General features: G+C 69.1%; 16 protein-coding genes. 3 read left to right on the top strand and 13 right to left on the bottom strand.

All coding sequences use genetic code 11. The annotated features are described in order from the left end of the window. Nucleotides 1-20: 20 nt before the first annotated feature. Nucleotides 21-434, top strand: a complete 414-nt coding sequence (locus JVH1_RS33575; protein WP_009473506.1) for a TIGR03618 family F420-dependent PPOX class oxidoreductase — start codon at nt 21-23, stop codon at nt 432-434. Here the strand turns inward: JVH1_RS33575 and JVH1_RS33570 are convergent. Both JVH1_RS33570 and JVH1_RS33565 read right to left on the bottom strand, forming a co-directional pair. Continuing rightward, nucleotides 394-1,152, bottom strand: coding sequence for a polyprenol monophosphomannose synthase (locus JVH1_RS33570; protein WP_009473507.1), 759 nt, complete (start codon nt 1,150-1,152; stop codon nt 394-396). The genes JVH1_RS33575 and JVH1_RS33570 overlap by 41 nt on opposite strands. A 118-nt stretch (nt 1,153-1,270) precedes the next feature. After that, the gene (locus JVH1_RS33565) at nt 1,271-2,410 is read right to left on the bottom strand and encodes a Xaa-Pro peptidase family protein (protein WP_009473508.1); all 1,140 of its coding nucleotides are present in this window, start codon (nt 2,408-2,410) and stop codon (nt 1,271-1,273) included. Nucleotides 2,411-2,446: 36 nt separating this feature from the next. Between JVH1_RS33565 and JVH1_RS33560 the strand changes: the two genes are divergently transcribed. Next, nucleotides 2,447-3,403, top strand: a complete 957-nt coding sequence (locus JVH1_RS33560; RefSeq protein WP_009473509.1) for a 5'-3' exonuclease — start codon at nt 2,447-2,449, stop codon at nt 3,401-3,403. Nucleotides 3,404-3,410: 7 nt separating this feature from the next. Here JVH1_RS33560 and JVH1_RS33555 read toward each other — a convergent pair whose 3' ends face one another. The 8 genes from JVH1_RS33555 to pafA all read right to left on the bottom strand — a co-directional run bounded on the left by JVH1_RS33555 (nt 3,411) and on the right by pafA (nt 12,852). Continuing rightward, nucleotides 3,411-4,100, bottom strand: coding sequence for a DUF4333 domain-containing protein (locus tag JVH1_RS33555; protein ID WP_009473510.1), 690 nt, complete (start codon nt 4,098-4,100; stop codon nt 3,411-3,413). 102 nt (nt 4,101-4,202) lie between these two features. Further along, nucleotides 4,203-6,938, bottom strand: coding sequence for an RNA helicase (locus tag JVH1_RS33550; protein ID WP_009473511.1), 2,736 nt, complete (start codon nt 6,936-6,938; stop codon nt 4,203-4,205). An 18-nt stretch (nt 6,939-6,956) separates the two neighbouring features. Beyond that, the gene (gene tatC / locus JVH1_RS33545) at nt 6,957-7,997 is read right to left on the bottom strand and encodes a twin-arginine translocase subunit TatC (RefSeq protein WP_009473512.1); all 1,041 of its coding nucleotides are present in this window, start codon (nt 7,995-7,997) and stop codon (nt 6,957-6,959) included. Between the two features lie 71 nt (nt 7,998-8,068). Next, on the bottom strand, nt 8,069-8,344 hold the full coding sequence (gene tatA, locus JVH1_RS33540) for a Sec-independent protein translocase subunit TatA (protein WP_005563470.1): 276 nt from the start codon (nt 8,342-8,344) through the stop codon (nt 8,069-8,071). A gap of 72 nt (nt 8,345-8,416) precedes the next feature. Then, entirely contained in the window at nt 8,417-9,481 is a 1,065-nt protein-coding gene (locus tag JVH1_RS33535) for a 2-dehydropantoate 2-reductase (RefSeq protein ID WP_009473513.1), read from the bottom strand. Next, nucleotides 9,478-10,458, bottom strand: a complete 981-nt coding sequence (locus JVH1_RS33530; RefSeq protein ID WP_009473514.1) for a YafY family protein — start codon at nt 10,456-10,458, stop codon at nt 9,478-9,480. Before JVH1_RS33530 ends, JVH1_RS33535 begins: the two co-directional genes overlap by 4 nt. Continuing rightward, the gene (locus JVH1_RS33525) at nt 10,451-11,446 is read right to left on the bottom strand and encodes a YafY family protein (RefSeq protein WP_009473515.1); all 996 of its coding nucleotides are present in this window, start codon (nt 11,444-11,446) and stop codon (nt 10,451-10,453) included. Before JVH1_RS33525 ends, JVH1_RS33530 begins: the two co-directional genes overlap by 8 nt. 47 nt (nt 11,447-11,493) lie before the next feature. Next, nucleotides 11,494-12,852 carry a Pup--protein ligase gene (gene pafA / locus JVH1_RS33520; protein WP_012687833.1) on the bottom strand — a complete coding sequence of 453 codons (1,359 nt, stop codon included), beginning with the start codon at nt 12,850-12,852 and terminating at the stop codon, nt 11,494-11,496. Between the two features lie 73 nt (nt 12,853-12,925). On the opposite strand from pafA, the gene JVH1_RS33515 reads away from it, so the two are divergent. Further along, nucleotides 12,926-14,392 carry a phosphatase PAP2 family protein gene (locus JVH1_RS33515; RefSeq protein WP_043778000.1) on the top strand — a complete coding sequence of 489 codons (1,467 nt, stop codon included), beginning with the start codon at nt 12,926-12,928 and terminating at the stop codon, nt 14,390-14,392. Here the strand turns inward: JVH1_RS33515 and prcA are convergent. The 3 genes from prcA to JVH1_RS33500 are packed head-to-tail and all read right to left on the bottom strand — an operon-like array spanning nt 14,383 to nt 16,234. After that, entirely contained in the window at nt 14,383-15,162 is a 780-nt protein-coding gene (gene prcA / locus JVH1_RS33510) for a proteasome subunit alpha (protein WP_011594076.1), read from the bottom strand. The genes JVH1_RS33515 and prcA overlap by 10 nt on opposite strands. After that, complete coding sequence (gene prcB, locus JVH1_RS33505; protein WP_037229527.1) at nt 15,159-16,043, bottom strand: proteasome subunit beta; 885 nt, start codon at nt 16,041-16,043, stop codon at nt 15,159-15,161. Before prcB ends, prcA begins: the two co-directional genes overlap by 4 nt. Next, nucleotides 16,040-16,234, bottom strand: coding sequence for a ubiquitin-like protein Pup (locus JVH1_RS33500; protein WP_007299058.1), 195 nt, complete (start codon nt 16,232-16,234; stop codon nt 16,040-16,042). The genes prcB and JVH1_RS33500 overlap by 4 nt, the downstream gene beginning before the upstream one ends. Nucleotides 16,235-16,309 lie beyond the last annotated feature (75 nt).

The raw sequence follows: 16,309 nt of genomic DNA, 5'->3' as shown, positions 1-16,309 counted from the left end.
TCCTGGATTACCGTCGGGGCATGGACCGCACCCCCTCCACCCCGATCCGCCTGACCGACGCGGCGCTCGCATTCCTCGGCGAATACCACCTCGGGACGCTCACCACGCTCCGCAAGAACGGCACCCCGCACGTCGTCGCCGTCGGCTTCACCTGGGATCAGGAGCACGGACTGGCGCGGGTCATCACCAACGGCTCCTCGCAGAAGGCCCTCAACGCCGAACGTGGAGGATACGGCGCGGTGAGCCAGGTGGACGGACCGCGCTGGATGACCCTCGAGGGCCCGGCCCGGGTCCTGACCGACCCCGAGTCCGTGGCCGACGCCGTCGCCCGCTACGCCGCCAGGTACCGCCAGCCCCGGGTGAACCCGACCCGGGTGGTCGTGGAGATCGCCGTCAGCCGCGTACTCGGCTCGGCTGCGCTGCGTCACCACTGAACCGCAGCTTCCACGGGACCAGCGCGGACTCGATCTGCACAGCGAGGCTCATCTTGGACACGCCGTCGGTGCGCTCCTCGAACCGGATCGGGACCTCGGCGATGGTCATGCCGCGCTGCACCGTGCGGTAGTTCATCTCCACCTGGAACGCGTACCCGTTGCTCTGCACACCCTCGACGTCGATGGCCCGCAGGGTGTCCGCGTGCCACGCCTTGAACCCGGCGGTGGCGTCCTTGACGCGCAGCCGCAGGATCGCGTTGACGTAGAAATTCGCCCACGCCGACAGCGCCTTGCGATGCCAGGGCCAGTCGCTGGCGACCGCGCCGCCCGCCACGTAGCGGGAGCCGAGCACGACGGCAGCGTCCGTCGTCGCCAGCGTCTCCACCATCCGCGGAATGGCCTCGGTGGGGTGCGACAGGTCGGCGTCCATCTGGATCACGATGTCCGCGCCCTCGTCCAGTGCCCGGGTCATCCCCGCGACGTAGGCCCGTCCGAGGCCGTCCTTCACGGTCCGGTGCAGGACCCCGACCGGGATCGGACCGCTCTGCGCGAGCGTGTCGGCGACCGCACCGGTGCCGTCCGGCGAGTTGTCGTCGACGACCAGCACATGCAGGTTCGGAATTTCCGACGCCGCGAGAAGCTCGACGATCTTGGGCAGGTTGTCGCGTTCGTTGTAGGTCGGTACGACGACGGTTACCTTCGGGGCGACGCTTTCCATGACACCTTCGCGTGATCTGTGATCCCGACTCTCCGCAGACGTGCAGCGGCGAGTGCGGTCGTGAACAAATGGAAGATGTTACTACCCGCGCCGCACCGCCCCCGCACGCTCCCGGTGCTCAGCCGGGGAGAACCGTCAGCCCGTGCGGCCGGGTGTTGACCGGCTCACAGCCGTCGGCGGTCACGATGACTATGTCCTCGATCCGTGCACCCCACTCCCCGCGGAAGTAGATGCCGGGCTCCACGCTGAACGCCATCCCCTCGGTCAGTTCGATCGCGTTACCCGGCACGATGTACGGCTCCTCGTGCACCGACAACCCGATTCCGTGCCCGGTCCGGTGTACGAACACCTCGGCCAGCCCCTGCGCGGCCAGCAGGTCGCGGGCGGCCGCGTCGACCGCCTCCGCGGTGACGCCGGGACGCACCAGGTCGACGGCCGCCGCCTGCGCCTCCTCCAGTACCGCGAACTTGGCAGCCACACCCGGATCGGGCTCACCCATGCTGTACGTGCGGGTGGAGTCGGAGTTGTAGCCGGGTTCGACGGGTCCGCCGATGTCGATGACCACGACGTCACCCGATTCGACGACCCGCTCGGACACCTCGTGGTGCGGGTCGGCGCCGTGCGGCCCCGAGCCGACGATGACGAACGCCGCCTCGGTGTGCCCCTCCGCCAGGATCGCGGCGGTGATGTCGGCCGCCACCTCGGCCTCGGTGCGGCCGACCTTCAGGAACTCCCCCATGCGGGCGTGGACCCGGTCGATGGCCTGACCGGCGCGGCGCAACGCGTCGATCTCCGCGTCGTCCTTGACCATCCGCAGCTCCCGCAGCACCCCGGTGGCCAGGACCGGCAGCGCACCGAGCGCCTCCGACAACGGAATCAGGTGCAGCGCAGGCATCGCATCGGTGACGGCGGTCCGGGCAGGAGACGGCAGCAGTCCCGACACCAACGCGTACGGGTCGACCCCGTCGACCCAGTCGCGGATCGCCAGACCGAGTTCTGACGCGGCCGACTCGGTGAGCGACGCCAGTTCGAGCCGCGGCACGACCACGGAGGCGGTGTCGCCGTTCGCGGGGATCACCAGGCAGGTGAGCCGTTCGAACGACTCCGCGCGCGAACCCAGCAGATACCGCAGGTCGGGTCCGGGGGTGATGAGGAGGCCGTCGAGTCCGGCGTCGCGGGCCAGTGCGCCTGCGCGAGCGATCCGGTCGGCATAGATGGTGGTCGGGAAGCGTGAAGTCGATGCGCCGAGGGAACTCATGGCTTCAGGCTAAACCGGTTTGGCAGGATGAGGGTCATGACAGGGCCTCTGCTTCTCCTCGACGGTGCCAGCCTGTGGTTTCGCGCCTACTACGCGCTACCCGACTCGATCACCTCCCCCGACGGTCGATCCGTCAACGCGGTGCGCGGGTTCACCGACATGGTGGCCGCACTGATCACCAAGCACCAGCCGTCCCGGCTCGCGGTGTGCCTCGACCTCGACTGGCGGCCCGCGTTCCGCGTCGAGGCGGTGCCCACCTACAAGGCGCACCGGGTCGCCGAAGACACCGGCGGGGCGGAGGAAGAGGTTCCCGACACCCTGTCGCCGCAGGTCCCGATGATCCTGGATGTCCTGGCCGCCACCGGAATCGCGACCGCCGGTGCCGAAGGGCTCGAAGCCGACGACGTGCTCGGCACCCTGGCCGCCACCGAGACCCGCGACACCACCATCGTCGTCACCGGCGACCGCGACCTCCTGCAGGTCGTCACGGACGCCCCGGTCCCGGTGCGGGTGCTGTACGTGGTGCGCGGCCTCGCCAAGGCCGAACTGCTCGGGCCGGACGAGGTGGCAGCCAAGTACGGGGTGCCGGCCGACCGTGCCGGTGAGGCCTACGCCGAACTCGCCCTGCTGCGCGGCGACTCGTCCGACGGGTTACCGGGAGTGAAGGGGATCGGTGAGAAGACCGCGTCGAGCCTGATCATGCAATACGGATCGCTCGCCGCCCTGCGGGCCGCCGCAGTCGATCCCGAATCCGACATGGCGAAGGGTGCGCGCGCGAAATTCGCCGCCGCAGCGGACTATCTCGACGCGGCACTGCCGGTGGTGCGGGTGGTGCGGGACGCGGAGGTCGAACTGTCCCGCGAAGACACGCTGCCTGCCGAACCGGTCGACGCGGACCGGCTCGGCAGGCTGGCGGAGGAACTCGGAATCGAGAATTCCGTCGGCCGCCTCACGGCGGCGATGAAAAAGGTGGCCGCCGCACGGGTTCCGTGAGGGCCGTCTAGCTGGGGCGGCTCACTTCGTACGTGCCCTTGTCGTCGGTGAAGGTGAGAGTGACCTGCTTCTTCTCACCGTCCACGGTGAGACTGCACGTGAAGCTGTTGCCCTTCTTCACTTCCTGATCCGCGGGGCACGTGACACCGGACACGTTCTCGGCGCCGTACGAATCGGTGACGATGCGCTCGACACCGTCCTCGGCCGCCTTCTGATCGAGTGTGTCCGTGCCGAACACCGTGAACGCGAGCACCAGGGCGATACCCACGATCACCAGCAGAGCCACCACACCGCCGATGATCAACGGCAGCTTCGACTTCCCCGACGAGGGCGGCTGCCCCCACTGCTGCTGGCCGGGGGTCGGGCCCCACTGCTGCGGCTGACCCGGTTGCTGACCCCACTGCGGCTGCCCGGGCTGCTGACCCCACTGTCCCGGACCGGGTTGCCCGAGCTGACCGGGTTGCGGCTGCTGACCCCATTGCGGTTGTCCGGGCTGCTGGGGGTGCTGACCCCACTGCGGCTGCCCGGGCTGCTGAGGCTGACCCGGTGTCGGCTGTCCCCACGGCTGAGCGGGCGGCTGCTGACCGTACTGCGGCGCCCCGTACTGGCCGCCGGTCTGGTCAGGGTTACCCTGGCCCGGTTGCTGTCCCTGGGCCCATTGCCCGTTCGGGTCGTTCGGTCCGTAAGGGCCGCTCATCGTCGCCTCCCGCTCACGTGTCAAGTTTTGTACCTACCGTAACGCCCCGCCATCGGATTCGGGCCTTCGGACGGCGTGCGAATCCAACCACACGGGGTCGGGTCACGCAGCATCCACGGCGACGACACCGCGGCGGATCGCCGCGACCGCACGACCTGCGGCCTTACCGACCTGCGGATCGGGGGACGTCGACCGGACCTGTTCGAGCAGGTCGATCACCTGCCTGCACCACCGCACGAAGTCGCCCGCCGACAGCGCACGCCCCTGATCTCCGGCCGCGATCAGCGCCTCGACGAGCGAATTGTCGCTCGCCCAGTGGAAGATCGCGGCAGCGAAGCCGAGGTCCGGCTCACGGGTGGGCGGCAATTTGTGCCGGATCTCGTCCGCCCGCAGCTCCCGCCACACCCGCACGGTCTCGTCGAGGGCGTGCCGCAGTGCTCCCGGACCGCCGCCTTCGACGGTGTCCCCTTCACGGCGCGATTCGAAGATCACGGCGGACACGACGGCGGCGAGTTCCGCGGGCCCGAGACCCTTCCACACACCCTGCCGGAGGCACTCGGCCACCAAGAGGTCGCTCTCGCAATAGATTCGACTCAGCCGTGTGCCGTGTTCGGTGGCGTCGGGGTGTTCGCCCGGCGAGATGTAGTCGCGTTCGGCGAGCAGCGACAGGATGCGATCGAACGTGCGCGCCAACGAGTTCGTCGTGGCAGCCACCTTCTGTCGCATCGTCTCCGTCTCGCGGGCCAGCCGGTTGTAGCGCTCACCGATCCGGCTCAGCTGTTCGCGGTCCGGCCAACTGTGGCACGGGTGCTGCCGGATGGCGCGCCGCAGCCGTGCGATCTCGGCGTCGTCGGTGGCAGCACCCGACTTCTTCCGCTTCCGGCGTCCGGGCGCGACGATTCCGGTGCTGCGCAACGCCGATGCCAGATCGCGTCGCACCCGGGCGGTGTGGTGATCGAAGCGCCGCGGCAACCGCATCGATCCCAAAGACCGTGCGGGCTCCGGGAAGTCGCCGGCCGACACCCGGCCCGCCCACTTCGCCTCGGTGAGGATCAGCGGTTTCGGATCCGTGGGGTCCCGGTCCGGTTCCAGCACCACGGCCAGACCCGAGTGCCGTCCCACCGGGATCGCGATCACGTCGCCGCGCCGCAGTGCGACAAGCGAGGCGACGGCGGCGTCCCGGCGTTCGGTTCGACCTGCCCGTTCGAGTGACCGTTCCCGGCTGCTCAGCTCCTCCCGCAGGCGCGCGTACTCGAAGTACTCGCCGTCCTCGCCGCCCAGCCGTTCGCGGAGCGTGGTGAGCGCGGCCTCGTTGCGTTCGATGCCGCGCGTCAGGCCGACCACCGACCGGTCGGCCTGGAACTGGGCGAACGACCGCTCGAGCAGGGCCCGTGATTCCGCCGCTCCCATGCGATCGACCAGGTTGATTGTCATGTTGTAGCCGGGACGGAACGAGCTGCGGAGCGGGAACGTGCGCGTGGAGGCGAGCCCGGCGACATCCACGGGTTCCACCCCGGGCTGCCACAGGACCACCGCGTGACCCTCGATGTCGATGCCGCGACGTCCGGCCCGGCCGGTGAGCTGCGTGTACTCCCCCGGGGTGAGTTCGGCGTGGGCCTCGCCGTTGTACTTGACGAGGCGTTCGAGGACGACCGTGCGGGCGGGCATGTTGATGCCCAGCGCCAGCGTCTCGGTGGCGAACACGGCCCGGACCAGTCCTTTGACGAACAGCTCCTCGACCGTCTGCCGGAACGCGGGCAGCATCCCCGCGTGGTGCGCGGCGAGGCCCCGCTCGAGCGCCTTACGCCATTCCCAGTACCCGAGGACCTCCAGATCGGCCTTCGGCAGTTCGGCGGTGTGGGCGTCGATGATGGTCCGGATCTCGGCGACCTGCTCCGGCGTCGTCAGATCGAGGCGGGACCGCAGGCACTGTGCCAGCGCGGCGTCGCACCCGGCGCGACTGAAGATGAACGTGATCGCCGGGAGGAGTCCCTCGTCGTCGAGGCGGGAGATCACTTCCGGTCGGGGCAGCGGCCGGAAGTCGCTGGAGAACCCGCGGCCGCCGCCGCGGCGTCCCCTGCCCCGCGACTCCCACGAGTCGGCCCGCTCGAGGGCCTGCCGCTGTTTCACGTGACGGACCAGATCCTGGTCGACCACCAGATCCTGGAGGGCGTCCCCGCTCCGCGCCCTGGTGTCGAAGAGGTCGAACAGCCGCTTGCCGACCATGATGTGCTGCCACAGCGGGATCGGGCGGTTCTCGTCGACCACCACGGTGGTGTCGCCGCGCACCGTTTCCATCCACGCGCCGAACTCCTCGGCGTTGCTGACGGTCGCCGACAGGCTGACGAGGCGGACGTCCTCGGACAGGTGCAGGATCACCTCTTCCCACACGGCGCCACGGAACCGGTCCGCCAGGAAGTGCACCTCGTCCATGACGACGTGGGACAACCCGCGCAGCGCCGGGGAGTCGGCGTACAGCATGTTCCGCAGCACCTCGGTGGTCATGACGACCACCGGGGCGTCCGAGTTGATGCTCGAATCGCCGGTCAGCAGCCCGACGGTGTCCTTGCCGTACCGCCGCACCAGCTCCGCGTACTTCTGATTGCTCAGCGCCTTGATCGGCGTGGTGTAGAAGCACTTGCGACCGGACGTGAGCGCCAGGTGCACGGCGAATTCGCCGACCACGGTCTTTCCCGCGCCGGTCGGGGCGCAGACGAGGACGCCGTGGCCGCCCTCGAGCGCGCGGCAGGCGTTGATCTGGAAGGGGTCGAGCACGAAGCCGAGCTGCGCCGAGAACACGTCGAGTTCGGTGCCGCCGGTCGTGTCACCTGTTGTCACTGCCACCCCGTCAGATTGTCACAGGGTGTCGGAGAAGTCCTGACCCGGTGTGTTGCTGCCGGTCGTGCTCGCGTCGTCGTTCTTGTTGGCACCCGCGGGCTTGCCGGACTTGCGTGACCGCCGGAACCGGCCCGCCGGCTCGGGGACCGGTGTGGCGGCGACGTCGAACGCCTCGTTCAGGTCCGACGGTGCGGCGATGGTCGACGCCTCGTCGTCGTCGAGGGCACCCCACTCCTGTTCCGTGCGACGGGCCTTGCGGCGGTCGTTGATGCGGGCGATCTGCACGGCGACCTCGAACAGCAGGGTCAACGCGAACGCGAGCGCGAGCATCGAGAACGGATCCTGCCCGGGGGTCGCGATCGCGGCGAACACGAACAGAGCGAAGATCAGGCCGCGGCGCCACGCCTTGAGCTTCGCGTACGGCAGAATGCCGACGAAGTTCAGCGCGACGATGAGCAGCGGTATCTCGAAGCTGACACCGAAGATGATCAGCAGGTTGATGATGAACCCGAAGTATTCCGCGCCGCCGAGTGCGGTGATCTGAACGTTGTCGCCGATCGTCAGCAGGAAATGCAGCGCCTTCGCGACGACCACGTAGGCGAGGACGGCGCCTGCGATGAACAGCGCGGCACCGGACACCACGAAGCCGATCGCGTAACGGCGCTCCTTCGCGTAGAGACCGGGCGTGATGAACGCCCACAGCTGGTACAGCCAGATGGGGCAGGCCAGGACGACGCCCGCGGTCAGCGCGACCTTGAATCGGAGCATGAACTGCTCGAACGGTCCGGTCGCGAGGAGGCGGCACGACCCGTCGTTGCTCAGGTCGGCGCGACTCGACGCGGGCAGCGAACAGTACGGCCCGCGGAGAAGCTCACCGAGACTCTCGATCCCGAGAATCTGGTGGGAGTACCAGAAGAAGCCCACCGCGGTGGTGACCACGATGGCCAGCACCGACAGGAGCAACCGCGTGCGCAGCTCGTAGAGGTGATCGACCAACGACATGGTGCCGTCGGGATTGGTCCTCCGCTTGCTGTGGCGCGGATCGAACGGAATTCGCACTGTTGTTCGCCCTAGTCTTGGTCAGCAGGCAACCGGGGTGAAGAATCACCCCGGTTGTCAGGCGGCTCGGGCTACGCCGACTTGGGCTCGGTGTGCTGCGGCTGCACCGGCGCCGGAGGGGTGACCGGTGCGGTGGTGGTGTCCGCCACGGGCAGCTCGGCGGGCGCGCTCTGCTGCGCGGTGGGCGCCGGCGTGCTGTTGTCGTTCTGCATCTCCTTGACCTCGCTCTTGAAGATGCGGAGCGAACGGCCGAGTCCGCGAGCCGCGTCGGGCAGCTTCTTGGAACCGAACAGGATGATGACGACCAGCGCGACAATGGCCCAGTGCCAGGGGCTCATGGCTCCCATGATGAAACCTCCAAAAGATCAGGTGACCCTGATGCTACCGGACATACTCGGCACCGGTCCGGTCGAAACCGGCTAGTTGCGCTGCCGTTTACCTGTCGGTTTCCCGGGTGCCCGCTGTGAGCGCAGATCGGCGAGCAGGGCGTCCCCGGACCAGTGCCGGTTCCCGCCCGCCTCGGCCTCGCGGATCAGTTCGACCAGCCTCGCGTTCACCGGTGCGGCCGTGCCCGACGACGCGGCCAGGCGCACGATCTCCCCGCTGATCCAGTCCACTTCGGTGCGCCGGCCCGCTTCGAGGTCGTCCCACATCGAGGACCGCGCGTGCGGGTCGATGGCCAGCATCCGGCTGCCCGCCACCCGGAACACCCCGTCCGGGACGGTCAGCAACCGGGGAATCCACTGCGGCGGCAGCGGTGTGAGTTTGGCGACAGCGATGCCGCGGGCGGTCAGGAGAGTCAGTGCTTCCCGCTGCGCCAGCGCGACCGCGCGCCGGAACGACCGCTGCGACAACTCCTCGCGGAGCGGCAGGCTGGACAGGGCGTTGACCGCGTTGTTCAGGTTGAACAGCAGCTTCGCCCACTGCACCGAGCGGAAGTCGTCACGTGTGTGGAGCGGCAGCCCGGCGTCGTCGAAGACCGGTGCGAATGCGCGCACCGCCGGATGCTGCTCGATCTCGAGGTCGCCCTCGGAGCCCTGGTGGAAATGCCCGTCGCCGCGGTGCACCACATTGAACGGCACCATCGCCGCGAGAACGACCTGCTCCGGCAGGGCCGCGCGGAGGGTGTCCGCATTGCCCAGCCCGTTCTGCGCACTGACTACGACCGTGTCGGAACCGATCGCCGACGCCAGCGCGGCACCCGCCTCCGGTGTCCCCGCCGACTTCACCGACACGACGACGAGATCGGCGGTGGCCGCCGACTCCGGGCCGGTGGCGAAGGCGATGCCGGGGGCACCGACCCGGACGTCCGCTCCGTGCAGGTCCGTCAGCCGTAACCCGTGTTCGCGGATCTCCGCCCCGACGCGCTCCCGCCCGATCAGGGTCACCTCGGCACCGGCCGCGGCGAGCCGGCCCCCGACATAGCAGCCGATGCTGCCCGCGCCGAAGACGCTGATCCGCAGCGGACGCCCGTCGCCGCTCATGCCTCGACGGCGTCGTAGGCGGACAGCGCCTCCACGGCGCGGCGGCGCACCTCGTCGACCAGTTCGGCCGGTTCGAGCACTCTGATTCCGGAGCCGAACCCGAGCACGAGCCGGGCCATCCACTCGAGCGCCCCGTAACTCATGCTCGCCTCGACCGAGCCGTCGGCGTCGACCGTCCGGACATCCATCGGGTAGTAGTCGAGCACCCACACGCAGTCGGCGCCGATGTGCAACCGGGCCTGGGGAAGGGACGCGTCGCCGCTGAACAATTCCAGGTTGGAATCCCGGACGAGAGCCTGCGCCGGCGGTGTGGACGCCTCGTCCAGCTCGGTGGCGGCGTCGATCCGGTCGAGCCGGAACAGCCGGACCCCCTCGGCCTGCCGGCACCACGCCTGCAGATAACTCTGATTGTCGACCAGCACGACCCGCACCGGATCCACGGTGCGCTCGGTGACGCGGTCCCGGGACGCCGAGTAGTACGTCAGGTGGAGTGCGTGCCGATGATGGAGCGCGGACCGCACCGTGGCGGCGATGGGATCTTCCGCCACGTCCTCCACCGCCTCCCGCTCCGACGCCGGCGTCACCGCCGCGCGGGCCGCCGCGGTGCCCGCGGCGTCCTCGATCTTCGCGATCGCGCTGTGCGCCGCGGACGGATCGACCATGCCCGGCATCTCCACCAGCGAACGCAGGGCAATCAGCAGGGCCGTCGCTTCCGTGGACGTCAACCGCAGCGGTCGGTCGATGCCCGCCGAGAACGTCACCTCGATGCTCTCCTCGGAGAACGAGAGGTCGATGAGGTCGCCGGGACCGTAGCCGGGCAGGCCGCACACCCACAACTGGTTGAGGTCGGACATCAGCTGCGTGGTGGTGACGCCCAGTTCGGCGGCGGCCTCGGCCGCGCTCATCCCGGGATTCGCGATGAAGTACGGCACCAGGTTGAGGAGCCGGGACAGTCTCGACGACAGCCTGTTACTCACGACGTCCCCCTTCCCCTGCGGCGTCCTTCAGCTTGGTCAGCACATCGTGGCGTAGTTCGGGCGGATCGAGAACCAGGGCGTCCGCCCCGTGGCCCGCGACCAGCCGCGCGATCCAGTCCCGGGAGCGGACCGGGATCCCGAGCACGGTGCCGGCGCGCTCGTTCACCCGCTTCGCCTCCGCCGTGGTCGCCAGTCGGCGCAGTTCCTGGGCCCGGCCCTCGGCCACCCATACGGTGGCGGTCCCGGTGACCTCCCCCGAACCGGTGACCCGGTCGACGATCTCCCGGAGGTCCACGCCCGCCGGTTTGTGGACGACCCCGGAGGGTCCGAACTCCGTCACGTCGTCGCCGATCCGCGACAGCCGGAACGTCCGGACGGCCCCCCGGTCGACATCGTGACCGACGAGGTACCACCGGCCGTGCGCTGTGACGACGCCCCAGGGTTCGACGGTGCGCTCGGTGTACGGCTCGTTGAGGGCGCCGCGGTGCGGGAAATGCACGGCGCGGCCGGCGTCGACCGCCGCCAGCAGCTTGCCGAGCGCCGGTTCGGAGCCGCGGGTGCGGGCGGGCACCGCCGTGATCGGGGTGGCCGCCGAATCCGGATCCACCTGTACACCCGCCGCGCGCAGCTTGAGCAGCGCCCCCTGGGCCGCGGACGTCAACTCCGGCGACTCCCACAGCTGGACCGCCACCGCGACCGCCGCTGACTCCTCCTGGCTGAGGTCGATGTCGGGGAGCTCGTACGCATTGCGGTTGATGCGGTAGCCCTCGACCGTCGAGAAGCGCGACGCCTGTCCGGTCTCGAGCGGAACACCGAGATCCCGGAGCTCGTTCTTGTCGCGTTCGAACATGCGGCTGAACGCCTCGTCGCTGGCGGAGTCGGCGTACCCGGCAACGCTCTCGCGAATCTTCTCGGCGGTGAGGAACTGCCTGGTGGACAACAAACAGATCACCAGGTTCATCAACCGCTCGATCTTGGAAGTCGGCACGCCCGGAAGCCTAGTGGGTGAGCCCGTTACGGACCCCCACAGCGCCGCTACATCGAGGCAATCAGGCGCTCCACCCGCTCGTCGACCGACCGGAACGGGTCCTTGCACAGCACCGTCCGCTGGGCCTGGTCGTTGAGCTTGAGGTGCACCCAGTCGACCGTGAAGTCGCGTCCGGCCTCCTGCGCCGCGGTGATGAACTCGCCGCGCAGCTTCGCCCGGGTGGTCTGCGGCGGAGTGTCCACCGCCGCCTCGATCGTCTCGTCCTCGGTGATCCGCTTCACCAGCCCCTTACGCTGCAGCACGTCGAACACGCCGCGACCGCGTTTGATGTCGTGGTACGCCAGATCCAGCTGCGCGATCTTCGGGTCGGCCAGCTCGAAGCCGTGCCGGTCCTGGTAGCGCTGGAACAGCTTGCGCTTGATCACCCAGTCGATCTCCGTGTCGACCTTCGCGAAGTCCTGCGTCTCGACGGCGTCGAGCATGCGACCCCAGAGGTCGACCACCTGAGTGACCTGCGGATCGGGATCCCGGTTCTGCAGGTGTTCCACCGCGCGCGCGTGGTACTCCCGCTGAATGTCGAGGGCGCTGGCCTGCCTGCCGCCGGCGAGCCGCACCGGGCGGCGTCCGGTGACGTCGTGACTGACCTCGCGGATGGCGCGGATCGGGTTGTCGAGCGCGAAGTCGCGGAACGACACCCCGGCCTCGATCATCTCGAGCACGAGCGCCGCCGTGCCCACCTTCAGCATGGTGGTGGACTCGGACATGTTCGAGTCGCCGACGATCACGTGCAGGCGGCGGTACTTCTCCGCGTCGGCGTGCGGCTCGTCACGGGTGTTGATGATGGGCCGCGACCGCGTGGTCGCCGAGGACACGCCCTCCCAGATGTGCTCGGCGCGCTGCGACAGGCAGAACGTGGCCGCCTTCGGCGTCTGCAGGACCTTGCCTGCGCCGCAGATCAGCTGCCGCGTCACCAGGAACGGGAGCAGCACGTCCGAGATCCGGGAGAATTCGCCGGCCCGGGCCACGAGGAAGTTCTCGTGACAGCCGTACGAATTGCCTGCCGAGTCCGTGTTGTTCTTGAACAGGTAGATGTCGCCGCCGATGCCTTCCTCGGCGAGCCGCTGTTCGGCGTCGATCAACAGCTCCTCGAGAACGCGCTCCCCCGCCCGGTCGTGGTTGACCAACTGGATGAGGTTGTCGCACTCGGCTGTGGCGTATTCGGGGTGCGAGCCGACGTCCAGATACAGGCGGGCACCGTTCCGGAGAAACACGTTGGAGCTCCGGCCCCACGACACCACCCGCCGGAACAGGTAGCGCGCAACCTCGTCCGGGCTCAGTCGCCTGTGACCATGGAAGGTGCAGGTCACACCGAACTCTGTCTCAATTCCCATGATTCGTCGCTGCACACCTCGACAGTACAACGCCGATCACCCGGCGGAGCGGTAAAACCGTCCGGCGACACCTCGCGCATACGCTGAGATGGTGAACCGACACTTACGCCGAATCCACCGGGCCGACGAGATCGTCTTCGACCGCAGCGCCGATCTGAGTCCCTCCGGGCTCGACCGGGCCATGCGCTTCCTCAGCCGCGCGGCCGACAAGGGGCTCCTGTGGTGGTTCGTGGCGGCGGTACTGGGACTGGTCGGCGGGCACGCCCGCCGCGGTGCTGTGCGCGGACTGCTGTCCCTCATGATGGCGAGCGGTCTGGCCAACGGCATCCTCAAACCGCTGTTCCCCCGGCGGCGCCCGCCCGCCCGCGTCTGGACGAACGTGCTGCGCGGGGTGCCGATCCCCCGGTCCTCGTCGTTCCCGTCGGGTCATGCGGCGTCGGCGGCGGCGTTCACCACGGGCGTGGCCCTGGAATCGCCTGCGGCCGGTGCCGTCGTGGCCCCGCTCGCCGCCGCGGTCGCGTACTCCCGCGTGCACAACGGCGTCCACTGGCCGACCGACGTTGCCGCCGGGCTGATACTGGGCGGGGCCGTCGCGTCGGGCACCCGCCGCTGGTGGGCGGTGCGCACGGAGGAACCGGCGGAGTTGGGCCCCACCGTCGACGCACCGGCACTTCGGGGCGGTGAGGGCCTGCTCGTGGTGGTCAACCCGGAGTCCGGGCCGGACAGTGTCGATCCCAGTGAGGAGATCACGACCGCACTCCCCAAGGCCGACGTGCGCGCCCTCGACACCGACCGCGATTTCGCAGAACAACTCGACGCCTGGGTGGCCGACACGGATCCGCGCGCCCTCGGGGTGTGCGGTGGAGACGGGACCGTGGTCGCCGTCGCATCCGCGGCAACGCGTCACGCGCTGCCGCTGGCGGTGTTCCCGGGCGGCACGCTCAATCACTTCGCGCGGGATGCCGGCGCCGCCGACATCTCGGACACGGTGAACGCCGTCGAGACCGGGCATGCGGTTCTCGTCGATCAGGCCGTCGTCCACACCGATGTCGCGGAGCCGGCGCCGTTCCTCAACACCGCCAGTCTCGGCGGCTATCCCGACGCGGTGCGACTGCGGGAGAAGTGGCAGCCGCGGTACGGGAAGTGGCCCGCGGCATGTGTGGCGATGATTCGGATTCTCTCCGCGGCAACACCGCTCGCCGTCACCATCGACGGCAGGCCCGTGAAGGTGTGGATGTTGTTCGTGGGGAACGGTCGGTATTCCCCCGGCGATCAGGTTCCGATGTCGCGTCCCGCCATCACCGGCGGACTGCTCGACGTCCGGTACGTGCGGGCCGACCGGCGAGCGTCCCGGCCGCGGCTGCTGTTCGCCGCCGCCACCGGGACGCTCGGAAGCAGCCGGGTGTACGTGCGATCCCTGGTGCCCCGGCTCACCGTCCGCGTGGACGGCTCGCCGGTCGCGCTGGCCACCGACGGTGAAGTGGTGGCCGACGCCCTGCGGTTCGACTTCCGGACGGTGCCCGGAGGGATCGCGGTGTACCGGCCTCAGTCCTGAGGGTCGGCGGGCTTCGTCTCGGTGTCCGGCTTCGACTCCGGAGCGGGCTCCGAGGCGGGCGCAGGTTCTGCGGGGATCAGCTGTTCGAGCGCCGGTCCGGTGATCCGCCGGAACGCGCGGCGAGGACGGGACTGGTCGAGCACGGCCACCTCGAGGCTGGCCACGTCGACGTTCCGCTTCTCACCTTCCCCGGCACCGCCCTGACGCAGGGCGTTGACCGCGATACCGACCGCCGCCTCGAGATCGAGGTCGGCACGGTACGACTCGCGCATGGCGGTCGCGATCGGCTCGGTCGTGCCACCCATCACGACGAAATGCTGTTCGTCGACGATGGATCCGTCGTAGGTGATGCGGTACAGCTGGGGAGCCTTCGGGCTGCCCACGCGCCCGACCTCCGCGACGCAGATTTCCACCTCGTACGGCTTGGGCTGTTCGGTGAAGATCGTGCCCAGGGTCTGTGCGTACGCGTTGGCCAGCGATCGGCCCGTCACGTCACGGCGATCGTAGGAGTAGCCGCGCATGTCGGCGTGGACGATCCCGGCGCGCCGCAGGTTCTCGAACTCGTTGTACTTGCCGACGGCCGCGAACCCGAGACGGTCGTACAGTTCGCTGACCTTGTGCAGCGCGGTGGAGGGATTCTCGGCAACGAACAGCACGCCGTCGCGGAACGTGAGCACCACGACGCTGCGTCCGCGGGCAATTCCCTTGCGCGCCAGTTCCGAGCGGTCCCGCATGATCTGCTCGGCGGACGCGTAATACGGCATGGTCATCGCGCAGACCCCCCTTCTTCGGTGCGCTCGGCGACGATGCGCCGAGCCAACTCGGACGTCGTCTCCTCGGACACGTGCACGGCACCGGCCTGGGTGATCGTGACCGCGGTCGGGTAGATGCCGCGGGTCAGGTCGGGCCCACCTGTGGCCGAGTCGTCGTCGGCCGCGTCGTACAGCGATTCGATGGCCGCCCGCAGGGCGGTCTCCTCGTCGCTGTCCGGCGAGTAGATCTTCTTCAGTGCCGACTTCGCGAACAACGATCCCGAACCGACCGCGTGGTATCCGGCGCGTTCCTCGTACCGGCCGCCGACGACGTCGTACGAGACGATCCGGCCCGCGTGCGCCTCGTCGTCCGCGTCGAGGTCGTAGCCGACGAGCAGCGGGACGACCGCGAGACCCTGCATCGCCGCCCCGAGGTTGCCCCGCACCATCGACGCCAGGCGGTTCGCCTTGCCGTCGAAGGTCAGCTGAACGCCCTCGATCTTCTCGTAGTGCTCGAGTTCGACGGCGAACAGGCGGACCAATTCGATGGCGATACCCGCGGTGCCGGCTATGCCGGCCGCCGAATATTCGTCGGTGACGTACACCTTCTCGACGTCCCGGCTGGCGATCAGGTTGCCCTGGGTCGCGCGCCGGTCGCCGGCGAGCAGGACGCCACCCTTGTAGGTGAGCGCCACGATCGTCGTTCCGTGCGGTGCGAGATCACCGCTCTCCATCCCGTCACCACCCCGTGTCGAGTGCGAACGATGGCCGATCCGATTCTCCGGCAGCAATTCTGGTGCGTGACCACGCAGATACTCGGTGAACGAGCTCAGATTCGAACCGAAACTGAGCCTCGTTTCACCGTCGCCTGTCCGCAATGCCGGTCGATCCGCCGTCACTGGCCGCCCTTCTGGACATAGGCCCGGACGAAGTCCTCGGCGTTCTCCTCGAGTACGTCGTCGATCTCGTCGAGCAGGTCGTCGGTGTCCTCGGCCAGCTTTTCGCGACGTTCCTGACCCGCGGCACCGTCAGCGCCCGGGGTGTCGTCCTCGTCGCCGCCACCAGTTCGTTTGGTCTGCTCTTGTGCCATCGCAGCCGACCTCCTTGTGTGAAGGGAGCTCTTCTTCCGAGCGTCCTGTCCTGCCAAGCAGTCTGACTACATCAT

It is taken from the genome of Rhodococcus sp. JVH1 (genome assembly GCF_000280725.2).
GTDB classification, from domain to species: domain Bacteria; phylum Actinomycetota; class Actinomycetes; order Mycobacteriales; family Mycobacteriaceae; genus Rhodococcus_F; species Rhodococcus_F jostii_A.
Note: the sequence above shows the minus strand (reverse complement) of the source record. Positions and strands in the feature narration are given on the sequence as shown.